The sequence below is a fragment of the Bifidobacterium pullorum subsp. saeculare genome, assembly GCF_016899725.1.
GTDB lineage: Bacteria > Actinomycetota > Actinomycetes > Actinomycetales > Bifidobacteriaceae > Bifidobacterium > Bifidobacterium pullorum_C.
Genome location: NZ_JACLYU010000006.1, coordinates 21,264 through 38,707, shown reverse-complemented (window position 1 = coordinate 38,707; position 17,444 = coordinate 21,264). Strand labels below are relative to the sequence as shown.

The window sequence follows — 17,444 nt, the reverse complement described above, 5'->3', positions numbered from 1 at the left end:
GATGGTAATGTGAAGGCCATGAGCGACAACGCAACCGAACCCACGTCCCTCAACGTCGACGTGCCCGAGCACCTCGCCTACTCCGCCGAGCATGTGTGGGTGGACGCCTCCGCCGAACCCGCCCTCCTCGGCATCACCGCCTACGCGGCCGAGCAGCTCGGCGACCTCGTGTACGTGGACCTGCCCGAGCCCGGCACGCGCATCGAGGCCGGCGACGAGGTGATGGAGCTGGAATCCGCCAAGGCCGTCGAGCCGCTGGTCAGCCCCGTCTCCGGCGTCATCCGCTACGTCAACCATGATGTGGCCGACGACCCCGAGGTCATCAACCACGACCCGTACGGCGAGGGCTGGATCCTCAAGGTGGAGCTGGACGAGGACGAGCCCGAGCTGCTCGACGCTGCCCAGTACATGAAGGTCGTGGACTGACCATGGACCACCGGCCCACGGAACCCATGCCGCCGCAGGGGGCCATCCCCGCCGACGACATGCCCACCGTGCCGATTCCGGCCCATCAGGTCGTCACCACCTTCGACGCCGCTTCCAAACGCGAACGCATCGAGTTCAAGCCGGCGCATGTGCGCTTCCTGCGCCGCACCATCACCGGCGCCTTCGGCCTGTGGGTGAGGGCCTCCACCCTGGTGGCGCGCCACCTCGACTGGTTCCCGCAGGTGGAGCCCTACGTCGGCTACGGCACCGGCGCCTACTCGCGCCTCATCTGCCGCACTATCCTGGCGCCGAAGGACAACCAGCCGGGCAAGCTTATGCGCGGCATCCACGGCATGCTCACCGTGCCCGCTCCGCGCACCCGCGTGCGCATCAGCATCGACGGCGTGCCGTTGGAAACCGTGCAGGTGGGCGCCTCCGAGCGCTACGACGCGCTCGACGCCCTGCCGGAGATGGACAGCGAATACGCGGTGTCCGACAGCTCCGGCTACCTCGACCTCGTGGCCGAGCACCGGCTCGACCCCGGCGTCCACCAGGTCACCTATCAGGTGCGCGGCCGCCGGCCTGTCATCCAACGCCTGTACACCATCGCCTCGGGGGCGCGGGTGGGCGTGATCTCCGACGTGGACGACACGGTGATGATCACCCAGGCGCCGGTGTTCTGGAAGGCCGCGTGGAACGTGCTGTTCCTCGACCCGAACAAGAAGGCCTCCGTGCCCGGCATGAGCGTGCTGTACAACCGCATCGCCGACCTGTTCCCGGACGCACCGTTCTTCTACCTGTCCACCAGCCCGTGGAACGTGGAGAGCGCCATCCGCCACTTCATCGCCAACCATGGCTTCCCGGCCGGGCCTCTGCTGCTGCGCGACCTCGACCCCCGGCCCAAGACCTTCGTGCCCTCCGGCGTGCAGCACAAGCTCGAGTTCGCCGAACAGCTCATGGCCGACTTCCCGGACATGAAGTTCATCCTCATGGGCGACGACGGCCAGAAGGACCCCACCACCTACGCGACGATCGCCCGCCGGTACCCCGGCCGCGTGCTCGCCATCGGCATCCGGCAGCTCAGCCCGCGCGAGGCGTCGCCGGTGGCCGCCGTCTCCGGGCTCACCTCCTCCCAGCCGGTGCCGGTCACGGATGTGCCGGTGTTCACCGGCACCACCGGAGCCAACCTCATGAACACGATGCTGCCGTACCTGCGCACATTGGTCTGACCGGAGACTGACCGGCCGTCGCCGCCGGGGCGTCGGCTGCCGGCCTCGTGTTTAGAATGGCGGCTATGACTGTGGAACAAGACGCCGCGATGACTCCGCCCGTGGCCAGGAAGGCGCCGACGGAGCGCCGCGCGCACGGCGACGTGTTCATGGACCCCTACGAGTGGATGCGCGACAAGGATTCGGCCGAAGTGCGCGACTACGTGGCCGCGCAGAACGCCTACACCGAGGCGCGCGTCAAGCCGCTGGCCGGATTGCGCCGCACGCTGTTTGACGAGCTCAAGGGCCGCATCCAGGAGACCGACATGTCCGTGCCCACGCGCATGAACGGCTACTGGTACTTCACCCGCACCCGGGAAGGGCGCCAGTACGCGGTCCAGTGCCGCATCCCCATCGCCGGCGAGGACGACTGGACGCCGCCCGAGGTGGACCCGGCCGGCGAACCCGGCTCGATGCCCGGCGAACAGGTGGTGTTCGACGCGAACCGCGAGGCCGAGGGGCATGACTTCTTCCGCGTGGGCGGCATCGACCTGAGCCACGACGGCCGTTGGATGCTCTACGGGGTGGATACCTCCGGTGACGAGCGCTACGACTACCGCATCCGCGACCTGGCCACCGGCACGGAGCTGGACGAGGCCTTCCCCTCCGTGGGCTGCGCCTGCATCACCGCCGACGCCCGCTACGTGTTCTGGATCGAACTGGACCAGGCGTGGCGGCCGTGCGCGGTGTGGCGGCATAAGGTCGGCACCCCGGTTGCCGACGACACGGAGGTGTTCCGCGAGGCCGACGAACGCTTCTGGGTGGGCGTGGGCCTGAGCTTCGACGAGCGCAACATTGTGATCGGCACCGGTTCCAAAACCACCACCGAGGTGTGGATGCTCGACGCTGCCGACCCCGAGGGCGAGTTCCGCCCGTTCATCCCGCGCCGGGAGGGCGTGGAATACGACGTGAGCTTCGCCCGCTTCGAAGGCGCGGGGGAGGGCGGCGCGGACATTCCGCTCGCCGTCGTCTACCACAACGCCATCGACCCGAACTTCGAGGTCGACGTGATCGACCTGCGCGGCCACGAGCCGCCCTACCGGCTCGGCGAGGGCGTGCGCGTGGCCGCCGGCTCGCCCTACGGCTGCGAGCTCGGCGACCGGATGGAGGCCGGCGCCGCCGCCAAACCCATCGCCACCCCCGCGCATATCGCCGGCAACCCCGCCATCCTCGACGGCGCCCACGGACTGGGCATCGAGGGCATCGCCCTGCACCGGCACTTCGTGGCGCTGAGCTACCGGGCCGACGGCCTGCCCCACATCGCCATGATGACCAAGGACGAAGCCGCCGCCGACTTCCTCGTCGGCCGGCCGTGGCGCTTCCGCGAGCTCACCCCGCCGCCGCTGGACGGCGACTGGGACGCGCCCGCCGGCCGGGGCGACGGACTGGACGGCGCCGCTGCCGCCGGCGACGGCATGGACGGCGCCACCCGCCGCCTGTACACGATCGGCACCGCCGGCAACCCCTCCTACGAGGCGCCGCGCCTGCGCTACTCCTTCGCCAGCTACACGCGCCCCGGCGAGCTGCGCGAGGTGGACCCCGCCACCGGGCGGGACGCGCTGCTCAAACGCGCCACCGTGCTCGGCGACTTCGACCCGCGCGACTACATGGAGCGGCGCGTGTGGATCGCGGCCCGCGACGGCGAACGCGTGCCCGTCTCCCTGGTGTGGCGGCGCGGGACGCCGGTGCGGAACATGCCGATGTTCATCACCGGCTACGGCGCCTATGAGATCAGCTCAGACCCGGGCTTCTCCGTGGCGCGGCTGAGCCTGCTCGACCGCGGCGTGCTGTACGCTGTGCCGCATGTGCGCGGCGGCGGCGAGATGGGCCGCGCCTGGTACGAGCAGGGCCGCAGGCTCGCCAAGCGGCACACCTTCGAGGACTTCGTGGACGCAACCGCCGCGCTCGAGGACGCCGGACTGGCGGACGCGCGGCGCACCGTGGCCAACGGCGGCTCCGCCGGCGGCCTGCTCATGGGCGCCATCGCGAACATGGCGCCGGAGCGCTACGCGGGCATCGAGGCGGACGTGCCCTTCGTGGACGCGCTCACCTCGATCCTCGACCCCGACCTGCCGCTGACGGTCACCGAATGGGACGAATGGGGCGACCCGCTCCACCAGGCCGAGGTCTACCGGTATATGAAGTCGTATACGCCGTACGAGAACCTGCCCGCCGCGGACTCGCCGGCCGGCCGGCACTGGCCGCATATCCTCATCACCACCTCGATGAACGACACGCGCGTGCTCTACGTGGAGCCGCTCAAATGGCTGGCCGCCATGCAGGAGCGCGGCTTCGACGCGATCGCGCGCATCGAGGTGGAGGCCGGGCACGGCGGGCGCTCCGGCCGCTACCGGCAGTGGGAGGAGGTCTCCTACGAGAACGCCTGGTGCCTGGCGCAGATGGGCATTCTGAGCTGATGTCCACCAACTGAGCCGGCGCGCTCCGCCGGCGGCGGGCCGCGGGTAGGTTGGCCAGCATGGCTAAGACATACAAGATCGCCGTCATCCCCGGCGACGGCATTGGCAAGGAAGTCACCCCCTGGGCACAGAAGGCCCTGGAACAGGCCGCTCAAGGCGTGGCCGAGTTCGAGTACGAACACTTCGACCTGGGCGCCGAACGCTACCTGCGCGACGGCGCGATTCTGCCCGAGGACGAGGAGGCGCGCATCAGGGCGAACGACGCGATCCTGCTCGGCGCTGTGGGCGATCCGCGCATCAAGGCCGGCATCCTCGAGCGCGGCCTGCTCCTGAAGCTGCGCTTCGACTTCGACCAGTACATCAACCTGCGCCCGAGCAAGCTGTACCGCGGCGTCACCTCGCCGTTGGCGAACCCGGGCGAGATCGACTTCGTGGTGGTGCGCGAGGGCACCGAGGGCCTGTACTGCGGCGCCGGCGGCGCCGTGCGCCGCGGCACGCCGCAGGAGGTGGCCACCGAGGTGTCCATCAACACCGCCTACGGCGCCGAGCGCGTGGTGCGCTACGCCTTCCAGCTGGCGATGAAGCGCCGCAAGCACGTCACCCTGGTGCATAAGAAGAACGTGCTCGTCAACGCCGGCGACATGTGGCAGCGCCTGGTGGACAAGGTGGGCGCCGAGTTCCCTGAGGTCAGCCACGACTACTGCCACATCGACGCGGCCACGATCTACCTGGTCTCCGACCCGGGCCGCTTCGACGTGATCCTGACCGACAACCTCTTCGGCGACATCCTCACCGACGAGGCCGGCGCGGTGGTCGGCGGCGTGGGCTACTCCGCCTCCGGCTGCATCAACGCCACCGACGAGTTCCCGTCCATGTTCGAGCCGATCCACGGCTCCGCGCCGGACATCGCCGGCCAGCACAAGGCCAACCCGACCGCCGCGATCCTCTCCGCCGCGATGCTGCTGGAGCATCTCGGTTTCGACGAGGCGGCGCAGCGGATCCACCGCGCCGTCGAGGCGGATATCGCCGAGCTTGGCTCCACCGCGCGCACCACCGAAGAGGTGGGCCGCGACATCCTCGCCCGTATGTGACCGCGGGGGCCGCGGGGCTTGCGGGTCCGAAGGGCTTGCGGGGCCGCGGGTCTTGCGGGTCCCGGTTTTCGGCCGGGGCGTCTGGCGAATGGCCGGCCGCCCCGGCCGTTGCGTTTGCCGCAAGGGTGCGGTGCCCGTGCGGCTGCCCGTGCGGGCTGCCCGTGCGGCAAACCGTACTCTTGCGCGCCGTCAGCGTACGGTTTGTCGCATGGGTGTGGTGCCGGTGCGGCGAACCGTACGCTCACGCCCGCTCAGCGTACGGTTTTCCACATGGGTGTGGTGCCGGTGCGGCGAACCGTCGTCTCGGCCGGGGTATCTCGGTTCAGTGGGGCGTCTCGGCCGGGGTATCTCGGTTCGTTGGGGCGGATTTTCCGTGTTGCAGAAGTCTATCGGCGTTCGTTGGGTCCTCCGGCCAGAGACACCACGGAACCCGAACCTTGGAATTCCGCCGTTTTGGGGACTTCCCTAGGTGGGATATCGCCTCGGAGAGGACCCAACGAACACAGATAGACCTCCGCAAAGGCCTGAATCCGCCCCAACGAACCGAGATACACCTCACCGGAGGACCCAACGAACGCAGATACGATGTCCCACAAACCCCAACGAACCGAGATACGAAGGCCATGCACTTCAGCGGACACGGAACAGCGTTCACCACGACCGTCACAATACGGTTCGCCGCAGTGAGACGAACCCCATGCGGCAAACCGTACGCTTACGAACGCTTACAGTACGGTTCTCCGCACTGACACGAAGGCCATGCGGCGAACCGTACTGTGACGGCGCGCAAGCGTACGATTCGCCGCACAGGCGCCGTGGGACTGCGGCAAACCGTACGCTTACGAACGCTCAGCGTACGGTTCGCCGTATGCGTGTGATGCCGGTGCGACGGTGCGGTGGGCGCGCATCGGAAACGCCTTCACACCCTCGGCGACAACACCCCGGCGACAACGCACACACATGACAATGCGAAGAGCCCGTTTGCTGTTGCTCCGGACCGCACCACGGCGAGGTTGCCGTGGACTCCGGCGTGTCGCGGGGAAGGCAGGGGCCATGGAATCTGTGAGCGCTTCCCCCCGTTGGGGTTTTGCCCGGGATGCTGCTGCGGCCGTGCCGTTCCAAAGGATGGGAAGCATCGGAACAAAGGTACGGGGGGGGGGTCTATTGTTGAGCCATATTTGACAATGCCGCGCCATATGTCAATTCAGGCAGATGCCCGGCAGCCGGATGGCTGTCCGCGGAGCGGAAGCCCGCCCGGTAGGACGGGGTTCTCGATGAGGGTGGAACGCCCAGGGCGCGGTATCGCAAAGAGAGAAACGACCTCGGCCGAGTGCGGCCGCTGGAACAGTGGAAAACAATGGAGATGAGACCAACGATGACTGGACTCGACGGGAACAGCCCGCGCCATGGCCGCGGCCGTAACGTGTTCCAATCGATGTTCGGGGAAGGAAGCCGCATGATGCGCGGCGCCTTCGCCTCCCGTATGCGCGGGCATGCCCATGCGCGGCATGCCTCCGCCGCACCCACCCAGTACGGTGCCGGCGGCGCCAGCCGCCGGACCTACGCCTTCCGCTCCGCCGTGGCGAGCGTGGCTGCCATCGCGATGCTGGTGCCTTCGGCGACCGCGGCTTCTGCGGCGACGTCGGCCGGCACGGTGATCACGCAGGGGGCGGCCGCCTCCTCCAACGCTCCCGTGGTGTCCGCTTCCGCGCTGGTGCAGCGGTCGTCCGCCGAAGGCGTGATCGACGGCGACGTGATCCTGGTCTCGAACCTGCGCCAGCTGCAGGCCGTCGGCACCGGCATGCCCGTCACCAATGCGGACGCGAAGGCCGACACCTTCGGCACCGGCGCCACCGTGACCGATGACAAGGGGACGCCGCTGACCTACGCGGCGAACGCCACCTACCGCCTGACGTGTGACATCGAGCTGTCCGGCGACGGCTGGCAGCTTCCCGCCGGATTCTCCGGGCGCTTCGAGGGCATGTCCAGCGCGCCGCTGTACGACGCCGCCACCGGCACCCTCACCATCCACAATCCGTATCAGCTGGCGATGCTGGGGCGCGCCGATGCCGCCGAACAGCCGGTGATGAGCCAGGACGCCTCCGCCGCCACCTTCGGCATGGGCACGGTGGTGCTCGACGCGAACGGCAAGACCGTCACCTACGGCTCCGCCGCCCACGTGGTGCTTGCCGCCGACTTCTCCGCCGACACCCCGCAGGGCATCGCCGGCCAGATCAACGGCGACAAGTCTTCGGCGTCCGGCAACGACGCCAAAGCCGAGGACCAGGCCGCCGCCGAGCCGCAGACCCAGGCCGCCACGGACCCGCAGGGCCTTGACGGCCGCGACTACGTCGGCCAGGTCACCAAGGAGATCGACGGCAAGACGTATATCCTCATCGGCAACGAGCAGCAGCTGCGCGCGATTGGCACGGATAAGAAGGTCATCGGCAAGCTATGGGCAGTCCAACAGACCTGGAGCGGCCATTGGCAGGACCATGATGATTCTGTCAAGCTCGAGTATGCCGGAGATGCGGATTTGAAGCCGGATGAGTCTCTGAAAGGAGAGATCAAACAGCAAGGAGACTTTCCTAGAAGATGGCGGTTGTATGGCAGCGGTCAGGACGGCCAGATTGATAAGACAGTCGATTTGGACAACCTTCCAACATATTCCACCACGGCAAACTACATCATTTTCCGCGACATTGACCTGAACGGCAAGGATTGGACGCCGCTCATGTTCTCGGGCACCATGATCGGTGCGAAGGCCGAAGGTACAAGCACGCTCTGGGACGCCAACGGTACGCTCACCGCCACGGCGAAGCCGACCATCTCCCATGTCCGCGTCAACCAGAAAGGCCAGCTGGACGTCCGGCAACGTTCCGGCGTCGGATTCTTCGCGACGGTGACCAGCCAACGCAATGACATGGGCCAGCCCACCACGCCGGCTGCGGTCAAGAACCTGCGGATGTCCGACGTCCAGGTGAGCAACACCTCGACCGGAATCAAAAAGGACGAGAGCCTTATCACCGATCTTACGGCGTTGGTGAGTGGTGCCCTGGGAGAGGTGCTTGACTTCATTCTGGGTTTTCTGGGCATCAAGCTGGATATCAGTCAGCTGCTGACGGATCTTCTGACGCTGCAGAACAATGACCCCTCCACGCTTGCGACGGGTTCGTTCGCAGGACGTATCGTCGGTGACGTCACCATTTCGGGCATCGAGGTCGATGGCGCGGCAATCGATCATGCGAAAGGCAATATGACCGGCGGATTCGTCGGTTACACCAGCGGCGTCGTGCAATACGATCCTACCAGCAAAGGCCTTACGGATATCGCCGAAATCATCTCGGAGTTGCTGAACATCATTCCCGGGCTAGGGCTCGGTGACCTGGTCACGATTCTGCTGGACCACAATCTCATCAAGGTCTCGCAGCTGTTCCCCATCGGGTACAAGGCCCCCGTCATCACCAACTCCTCCGTGAAGCTCAATGCGAATACGGTCATCGGCAACGAGAGCGGACAATACGCCGGTGGCTTCGCGGGAGCACTCGTCGCCACCGCCGTCAGCGGTTCCTCGGTCACGGGTGACTCCGTGACGGTGAAGGCCGAAAAATATGCCGGTGGTTTTGCCGGCGTGGTGCGCGACGGCATCGTGCAAGGCACGCTCAACCTGGATAAGATCGTCGATCTTGGCCTCATGTCCTACGCGACACAGAGCATTATCTATGACTCTAAGGTTAATGTGGGAGCCCTGACGGTAAGCACCGCGGAATACAACGCCGGTGGTTTCGCCGGAGGCCTGGCTCAGGCATATATGGTCAACGACACGGTCACCGTCACAGGCAACGCATCCATCGCCTCAGGCGGCGACAACGCCGGTGGATTCGCCGGAGTGGCGTCCCTGGGATGGGCTATGGACCTCGGCAAGAGCGACCGCGACCCATCCGACGGATCAGGATCGCTGCTCGGCGGACTCAACAACCTGCTTAACGACATCCTGAGTGGTCCGGATCAGGGGAACCGCGACCCGCTGCTGTCCCTGGCCGGTGTCAGGGAGACCGTGATGCTTGGCACCCAGGTGCAGGCAGGGAACCTGAAGGTGACGTCCGGCAAATCCAACGCCGGCGGTCTGCTCGGCCAGGGCAAGGGCACGCTTATCGCGAACACCCTCGCCGTTGCTCCTGGCAAGGACGACCAGCAGGGGGATCGTTACTGGAACACGAAGGTGCCGGCAACGCTTGTCGCGCGTCTGCAGCTGCAGGCCGACCTGACCCCCACGGATCAGAACGTGTCCGTCACCGGACTGTCCTCGGTACAGACGACCACGGACCACGCCGGTGGTCTGGTCGGCATGCTGCAAGTCGCCAACGGCGGCGGTCTGCTGGACGGCGTGGTCGGTCTTGACCAGCTGCTGTCTCCTACGCTTGCCGGTGCCACGGTGACGGGCGTTGATTCCGGTGCGACCATCACCGCCGAGGGTGACCTGGCGGGCGGCGCGGTTGGACTCGCCATCGGCGCCAAGACCCAGAACGTCACCGTCAGCAATCTTGGGGCCGTGACCGCAAGCAACTATGCGGGCGGCTTCGTCGGCACCACCGACACCGGAGCAGTCGTCGGCACCAAGGGCCTCGACCTGCTCGGCCTTGGAGTAGTGAAGGTGAACAATCTTCTGTCCCTTGGCGAGGCCACGTTGACCACGATCGACGTCGCCACGGTGAGCGGAACCGCCTCCCATGGTCTCAAGGTCACCGCGAAGGGCGACAAGACCGACACGCATGCGCACCGGGCCGGCGGCTTCATCGCTCTCGGCGGCGCCGCCAAGATCTCGAACGCGCACGTGACCAACCTGCTCACGGTCAGCGCGAATACGGAAGACGGCAAGGCCGGCGGCTTCGTCGGCGAATCCTCCACGGCGGGACTGGCGGACGTCGGTAGCAAGGCCGACATCAAGGAACTGCTGCAGAAGGACCAGGGGCCCGTCTCCATCGACGGTCTGCTTGGCGCCGTCACCTATCTGCTGCCGTCCTACAGGAACGCGGACGTCGCCTTCCTGGACGACGACGGCACGGACAAGGACGGCGGCCTCAAGGGGGCCGTCACCGCGGACACGGCCGGCGGCTGGGCGGGTGAGCTCGCCAGCGGCACCGTGACGTTCGGCGACGCCTCCTACACGTCCGCCGGCGGCACCAGCACCGCGACCCGCCATGAGGCCGTGACCGGCATCGACACTGTCACCGGCACGTCGTATGCGGGCGGCTTCGCCGGCACCATGCATTCCGGCGCCCTGGCCGACGCCGGGAAGGGCATCTCGGTGCTGGGCGACCTTGGCCTGAACATCAATGTCACCGGTCTGGTGAGCCTGGTCCAGGCGTACGTCCCGAGCGTCAGCGGCGCCGAGGTCCGTTCCTCCCAGCGCGGTCTGGTGGTGTCCGCCACCGTCGATACGACGAAGCGCACCAAGGACTCGCATGCCGGTTCGGCCGGCGGCTTCCTCGGCTACGGCGCCGGCGTCCAGATCTCGAACTGCCGGATCGACCATCTGCGCCATACCACCGTCACGGATCCGAAGAATCCGACCGGTGCAAAGGCGACCTCGTATTTCGGCAAGGAGAAGAGCTCCTACGCGGTGACCGCCTCGCGTGCCGCGGGCGGCTTCGCCGGGCACCTTGACGTCGCCTCGGCGGCGTCCGTGGGCGATGGCCTGGGCATCCTCGGTGAGGAAATCAACCTCACCGACCTGCTCAGCGTGCTGAACGTCGTGGTCTCCACCGTCGAGCATTCGGACGTGACCGGCAATGCGGCGGGCTATGCGGTGCTGGCCAGCGGCACGGACAGCGACAACGCGGCGATCGGCGATGCCGGCGGCTTCGTCGGACTCCTCTCCGGCGGTCATATCCAGGACTCCAACGCCTACCACTTCACCCACGTGATTGGTCAGGTCGCGGCCGGCGGCTATGCCGGCGAGCTGGAGCCCGGCGACGTGGCCAGCGTGGCCGGCGAAAGCGGCGTGCTCAAGAAGCTCATCAACATCGACAGCCTGCTCTCCCTGGTGCAGAGCTTCGTGCCGACTGTGCGCAACAGTGAAACGGTCAGCGTGCCGTGCGCCGGCATCGTGCGTGCCCAGGCCGCTTCCACCGCCGACGCCCAGCGCGGCATGGCCGGCGGGTATGTCGGCCACAACGAGGGCGGCCAGATCTGGGGCATGAACACGCGGTCGTGGAAGCAGGAGAACGACCAGTACGGCGCATACACCGGCCCGCAGCGCATGGCCCAGGTCCTGCATCTCCGCACCGTCTACGGCCAGGAGATCGCCGGCGGCTTCACCGGCCTCATGGAAAGCGCCGACACCGCGAGCGGCGGCAGCCTGTCCCTGCTGGGCGGCCTCATCACGGCAGGCAATGTGCTCAGCGCCCTGCAGGCCGTCTACCCGACGGAGGAGAACACCCGTACGGTCGGCTCGCTGGATGGCCTCACCCGGGACGAATGGAACTCCTGGGTGAAGGTCTCCGGCCAGTACGGCGGCTACGGTGCGATCCTCGCCGCCAAGGGCGAGTACACCAATGACGAGGCATTCCAGACGATGCTGAGCTCGATCGACTACGGCTACGATGTGGCCGCAGGCCGCACTGAGTACGAGCAGAAGACCAACCTGTCCCGCGGCGGCAACGCGGGTGGCTACGTCGGCCTGATGCAGGCCGGAACTGTCACCAACGCCCAGGCGGAGAAGACGAAGACCGTGACCGCCATGCAGTCGGCCGGTGGCTTCGCCGGGCGGATGGAGCCGGGAACCCTGGCATCGATCGGCACCGTGGGACTGTTCGGTGGCAACACCAACCTGGACCTGGACGGTCTGCTGGCTACGCCGCAGATCTTTGTCCCCGTGGTCAAGTCCTCGTCGGTCGCCGGATATCGGCATGGCCTCCGCGTCACCGCCACCGGCGATCCCATGGCGTCCGGCAAGTCGGTCCCTGTCGGCTATGCCGGCGGCTTCGTGGGCCGCGGCATCGGCGCCCAGCTCTGGGGCGACGAGACCGTCGGTAGCGATAAGCCCACCGGCGTGAATGCGACCAACCTGCGCTCCGTGGACGGCCTCAATGCGATCGGCGGCTTCGCCGGCTCGCTGACCTCCGGTTCCGTGGCCGGCGTCGACACCTCCGCATCCGGCTCCGGCCTGGTGCAGGGACTGCTCGACCGGCTGATCGATAAGAAGAACTACACCCAGCTGCTGAAGGTACTTGAGGTCACGCGCACCGACATCAAGAACGCGTCTGTCTCGGCGGTCGATGGCGAGACGAGCGCAGCTGACGCGGCGTGGGGCTTCACCGTCGGCAGCACGCATGGCTCCGGCGCGGAAGCGAAGTATCCGCGGCTTGCGGGTGGCTTCGCGGGCGAGCTCAAGTCCGCGCTCATCGGCGACAAGAACGGCACTGCGGGTGCTACGGTCATCGGTCTGCGCGGTGTCGAAGGCGATGCGGCGGCCGGCGGCTTCGTCGGCAATGCCACCGTCGCCTCCGTGGCTGACATTGTCTCGGGCGACAACACGAGCACTGCGGCCACGCATATCCTTCAGGGTCTGCTCAACTTGGGCTCGGCTTCCGTGCTTGAAGCGTTCCGCACGTACGTGTATCACGCCAACGTCACGGGTGTGGCGGACGGCCTGACCGTCGTGGCTCGCGGCAAGACGGACAAGACGATCGGCGCGGCCGGCGGCTTCGCCGGCATCGTGAAGAACGGCAGCATCGCCAATTCCACCGTCACCGCGCTGAGCCGCGTGATCGGCGAGTCGAAGGCCGGCGGCTTCGCCGGCGACCTCGCCAAGGGCGGCACCGTCGACCTCGGCGCGAACGTCGGCGGCGACGGCAGCGACGACGGTCTTCTTGGCCTGAACGCCGGTGTGCTCGACATCTGGGGCTCCCATGTCGACGCTTCCATGGTCACGGGCATTGCGGCCGGTTACACGGTGGAGGCCCAGGGTGCTCCCCGTACCGGTGCCGACACGAGCGTCACCAACACCGAGGAGGCAACGGTCGATGCCGGCGGATTCGCCGGACTCGCCGACCTGTCCCGCATCAACGGTTCGACGGTCGCCAACCTCAAGCAGGTGACGAGCACGCAGGTCGCCGGCGGCTTCGTCGGCCGCACCACCCAGGCCTATCTGGCCAGCGTGGGAGTGGACACGAACCTGGTCGATCCGGTGCTCGAGGTTGTCGAGGCATTGGCCAAGGGGTTGCTGGGGAAGGGGGGGAACCTTGTTCACCTCCAGATTCCCGGCTTGCTGGAGCTGAAAGTGCTGCATGACGGCAACGTCGCATCCGTCAACCTGCTCGGTCTGCTCATCACCGTTCAGCTGAGCGAGGATAAAAAGGTGGCGCATGTCGGCATCGGCGACTCGTCCTTCGATCTCAAGATCGATGGCGATGGCAACGTGCTCAAAGGCCAGGATGACACCATCGCCATTAACCTCATCAAGGCCAACCGCACCGCCATCGACCACTCGTCGGTGAACGGCATCGTGCAGGGATACGACGTGTTCGGCGGCGGCGCTGACCAGGACAGCGAAGGTACGGACAAGTACGGCATCGCCGGTGGCTTCGTCGGCTACAACCGCGAGGGCCTGCTGACGAATGACAGGATGCTCTATGCGGACACCATCAAGGGCACGCCGTCCGAAGAGCAGACCTCGGGCAAAGGCACGCACGGCAACGTCGGCCCCTTCACCGGCCGCACTGACTACGACAGCACCTACGCGGGACTGGACATCGACTCCATCGAATCCGAGAACAACTCGTATGCCATCTACCGTAGCCTCGAACCTGGTGAGGACGCGGGACAGATGATGGTGGAAATCGACGGGCAAACGCCGATTGCCTCCGGTGTCTCTGATGGTGGCTTGGTCAGGTTCGATGTGGAGCATCGCAAGGAGATCAAGGAGCCTCAGGACCTCGAGGATGCCGTCATCAAAGAGGACGCCGACGAGGAGCCGCTGAACGCCTACGTGGACTCCGCCGAGATGCAGCTCATGCTGAACACGCCTACCTTCCCGAACTCCGGCGGCCAGACGCCTGAACCTGGCGATGGCCAGGATCCGTGTGGCGCGGAGGGCTGCGCGAATGTCAACCTGACCGTGCAGAAGGTGTGGGTCGACGATGATGACGCGAAGGGCCTTCGCCCCGAGAGCATCAGCTATAACGTGTTCATGCGCTACGTCGACGCTGCGGGGGCGACGCGATATGTGACCGCCTATGACAAGAGCACGGGCGAGCCGACCACGTCGGTGCCGGGCAACCCCGAACCGTTGGATCAGCAGTACGAGCTGAAGGCTGACGCAGCCGAGTCGGAGTGGACGAAGAACACGTGGACTGGCACGGTTAAGCTGCCGGTCGGTTTCTGGGACAAGGGCGATCGCGATGATCCGCAGGATGACGTGTTCCGCTACTACACGTACTCGGCTGAGGAGCAAGCGGTAAACGGCTATGAGTCGAGTGCCACCGCCAGCGAGAATAATACGGTCTTCCAGTTCACCAATAAGCTGCGCGGTGAGTTCGTAGGCAACTCGTTGCACAAGTGGCACTACGTGCATGTGGCTGACTCGGACAAGAACGACTTCGCGAAGAATCATCAAAGTCTCATGGAGACGCTTAAGGGTCTTGAGAACAGAACGTCGTATCCAGAAAAGGATGCCACGTACTACGGCAAGACCGATCTGCGCTATGAGTTCCGGTTCTCTATGCCTGAGAACGTCGATCCCTCGAATGCGAAGATCGTGCTGGAGTATGGCGGTCAGCAATTGCCTAAAGCAGGCTCGGATGAGAAGCTCAAGGTCGTGCCGTTGGGCAATGGCTTCTACCAGACCAACCTGGTCATCAAGGGCTATCCGAATGAGAAGAAAGACGAAAAGAACCACTGGTTCAATGCCAAACTGGACGTGACATTGAAGGTTCAGAACGCGCAGACAAATGAGGTGTACTACACCGTCCGATCTGGCTCGAAGTCAGTGTTGTCGACGATAGGTCTCATCACGACGGCTCGACAAAGCCACCCGGAGGATCAGAAGATCGCAGCCGATGCCAGCTATGTGGAAGGCTTGGAAGCATGGTATAAGGAAGGCATGAGGGATCCCTACACGGCCATTCCCAATGGGAACTGGAAGGACGAGGAAAACCTTGCCGGCGCCATCCCGTCCAAGCCCGCCGCGTAGACTCGACGGCATGGATGACTGGGCGAGGGGCGAATATAAGGTGCCGGGCGGCAAGCTGGTCGCCGTGAGCGTGGCGATTGGCGCGGCCGCCTGCACCTGCCCCATCGGCCCAGTCGACTTCGCCGTCCACACGGACGTCCGCCACCAGGACGTCCGTGTGGACGGCGATTTTTTCGTTGACCCCGCGGACGACGCCCCGGCGCTGCTCGCCGACATCGCGCGCGCACTGGCGGCAGGGGAGCCGGCGCAGGCGGCCCTCGACCGGCATCCCGGCGTGCGGCTCGTCGGCATCGACGCCGCCGCCATCGACACCGCCTATGCGCGGGCGCTCGCGGCCGCCGCCGGCTCCAACCCGGCAGTGGCCACGGGCCATCGGACGCAGCCGGAGCACCCGCACCCGTCGCACGGCCTGCCGGCGGACACCCCGGCCGGCGGCGACGCCATCGCGGCGGTGGGGGAGGACTCGGAATTCGCGCGGCGGTGGGAGCGGCTCGGCCGTGACTTGGTCGTCGTGCATGATGCGCCCCGGGAGCCAGCCGAGCAGATGGCGCTCGACAAACGCTGGGCGCGCGAGGTGGCCGCCGGACTGCGGCCGCCGACGCTACGCCTGTGGGAATGGGCGTCGCCCTGCGTGGTCATCGGGCGCTTCCAATCCCTGCCGGACGAGGTCCACGAGGCCGCGGCCCGCGCCGAGGGCTTCGCGGTCGTGCGCCGGTGCACCGGCGGCGGCGCGATGGTCGTGCGGCCGCAGCACACCATCACCTATTCGCTATACGTGCCGGCCTGGTTCGTCGGCGGACTCGACGCGCGGGCAGCCTACCGGCTGTGCGACCGGCCCATCGTGCGGGCTCTGGCGGACCTCGGCATCGCCGTCGGCTTCTCCGGACTCAACGACATCGCCTCCCCGCTCGGCAAAATCGGCGGGGCGGCGCAACGGCGCTTCCCGGCGCCGCCATCGTCCCCGGCGCAGGCGGACCCCCGCCGGCCAGCCGGCGGCGCCACGCTCCACCACACGACGCTGGCTTACGATTTCGATGCCGACCTCATGGCGCGTCTGCTCAACACCTCCCCGGAGAAGCTCGCCGACAAGGCCGTCCGCTCCGCCCGGCGGCGCGTCGACCCCCTGCGCCGGCAGACCGACCTGACCCGCGGGCAGGTCGTCGCCCATCTGCTCGCCGCGATGCCCGGCCACCGCGCGTAGGCGCGGCGCGGGCGGCGGCCGGCGCCGGCAGCGGGCGGCGGAGTATAGTGGTCTGGACGGTTTTCGCAATGGCAAGGCGGTCCGGGCTGCGGCTGGCCGGCAAGGTGGTGGGGATGAACATCGACAAGCCGAATGTCTTCGAGGAGGACGACAACGTCCTGCTGCACACCGCGCTGTTCAAGCAGGTGTCGCCGGTGGAGGCCGAGGAGCTGCTGCCGGCGCTCAGCCAGGCCACGTATGGCAAGGGCGAGACCATCTTCGAGGAAGGCGACACCGACCACCGCATGTACCTGCTGGAGCGCGGGCGCGTCAAGCTGGTGCGCCATGCCATTGACCGCCGTGTGCAGCTGCTGTCCATCCACGCGCCCGGCGAGGTACTCGGCGAGATCCCCGTCTTCGACCCGTCCGGCGGCCCGCGCACGGCCTCCGCGGTGGCGATGCGCCAGGGCACGCGCGTGGTGTGGCTGGAGCACGACGCCCTGTTCGCCTGGCTGGACCAGCATCCGCGCGTGGCCATCGACATGCTCCAGGTGCTCGCCAATCGCATGCGCGCCAACAACGAGCGCATCTCCGACCTGGTGTTCATGGACGTGCCCGCGCGCCTGGCCAAGACGTTGCTCAATCTGGGCGCGCGCTTCGGCGAGCCGGTGGAGCAGGGGCTCAAGGTGCCCCATGACCTGACCCAGGAGGAGATGGCCCAGCTGGTGGGCTCCAGCCGCGAGACCGTGAACAAGGCGCTCATGGACTTCGCCAACCGCGGGTGGATCGCGCGCGAGGGCCGCTCCATCATCATCTACGAGCCGGGCAAGCTCATCCGCCGCTCGCGCCGGTAGGGGAGCGGCGGGG

8 protein-coding genes are annotated in these 17,444 nt (G+C 66.9%); 7 read left to right on the top strand and 1 reads right to left on the bottom strand.

The genetic code is table 11. The annotated features are described in order from the left end of the window. Nucleotides 1–18: 18 nt before the first annotated feature. The 4 genes from gcvH to H7U32_RS04635 all read left to right on the top strand — a co-directional run bounded on the left by gcvH (nt 19) and on the right by H7U32_RS04635 (nt 5,202). The gene (gene gcvH, locus H7U32_RS04650) at nt 19–426 is read left to right on the top strand and encodes a glycine cleavage system protein GcvH (RefSeq protein WP_204468507.1); all 408 of its coding nucleotides are present in this window, start codon (nt 19–21) and stop codon (nt 424–426) included. 2 nt (nt 427–428) lie between these two features. Then, nucleotides 429–1,655 carry an App1 family protein gene (locus H7U32_RS04645; protein ID WP_440201436.1) on the top strand — a complete coding sequence of 409 codons (1,227 nt, stop codon included), beginning with the start codon at nt 429–431 and terminating at the stop codon, nt 1,653–1,655. A gap of 65 nt (nt 1,656–1,720) precedes the next feature. Continuing rightward, nucleotides 1,721–4,111, top strand: a complete 2,391-nt coding sequence (locus H7U32_RS04640; protein ID WP_204468506.1) for a S9 family peptidase — start codon at nt 1,721–1,723, stop codon at nt 4,109–4,111. A gap of 59 nt (nt 4,112–4,170) precedes the next feature. Beyond that, nucleotides 4,171–5,202, top strand: a complete 1,032-nt coding sequence (locus tag H7U32_RS04635; protein WP_204468504.1) for a 3-isopropylmalate dehydrogenase — start codon at nt 4,171–4,173, stop codon at nt 5,200–5,202. Between the two features lie 1,560 nt (nt 5,203–6,762). Here H7U32_RS04635 and H7U32_RS04630 read toward each other — a convergent pair. After that, nucleotides 6,763–7,071 (bottom strand): hypothetical protein, encoded by a 309-nt coding sequence (locus tag H7U32_RS04630; protein WP_204468502.1) that lies wholly within the window; start codon nt 7,069–7,071, stop codon nt 6,763–6,765. 112 nt (nt 7,072–7,183) lie between these two features. Here H7U32_RS04630 and H7U32_RS04625 point away from each other — a divergent pair, with 112 nt between their 5' ends. The 3 genes from H7U32_RS04625 to H7U32_RS04615 all read left to right on the top strand — a co-directional run bounded on the left by H7U32_RS04625 (nt 7,184) and on the right by H7U32_RS04615 (nt 17,431). Then, nucleotides 7,184–15,397, top strand: a complete 8,214-nt coding sequence (locus H7U32_RS04625; RefSeq protein ID WP_204468500.1) for a cell surface protein — start codon at nt 7,184–7,186, stop codon at nt 15,395–15,397. Nucleotides 15,398–15,407: 10 nt separating this feature from the next. Next, nucleotides 15,408–16,598 (top strand): lipoate--protein ligase family protein, encoded by a 1,191-nt coding sequence (locus H7U32_RS04620; protein WP_204468498.1) that lies wholly within the window; start codon nt 15,408–15,410, stop codon nt 16,596–16,598. A 113-nt stretch (nt 16,599–16,711) separates the two neighbouring features. Beyond that, nucleotides 16,712–17,431 carry a Crp/Fnr family transcriptional regulator gene (locus tag H7U32_RS04615; RefSeq protein ID WP_204468590.1) on the top strand — a complete coding sequence of 240 codons (720 nt, stop codon included), beginning with the start codon at nt 16,712–16,714 and terminating at the stop codon, nt 17,429–17,431. The last annotated feature ends 13 nt before the right edge of the window (nt 17,432–17,444 follow it).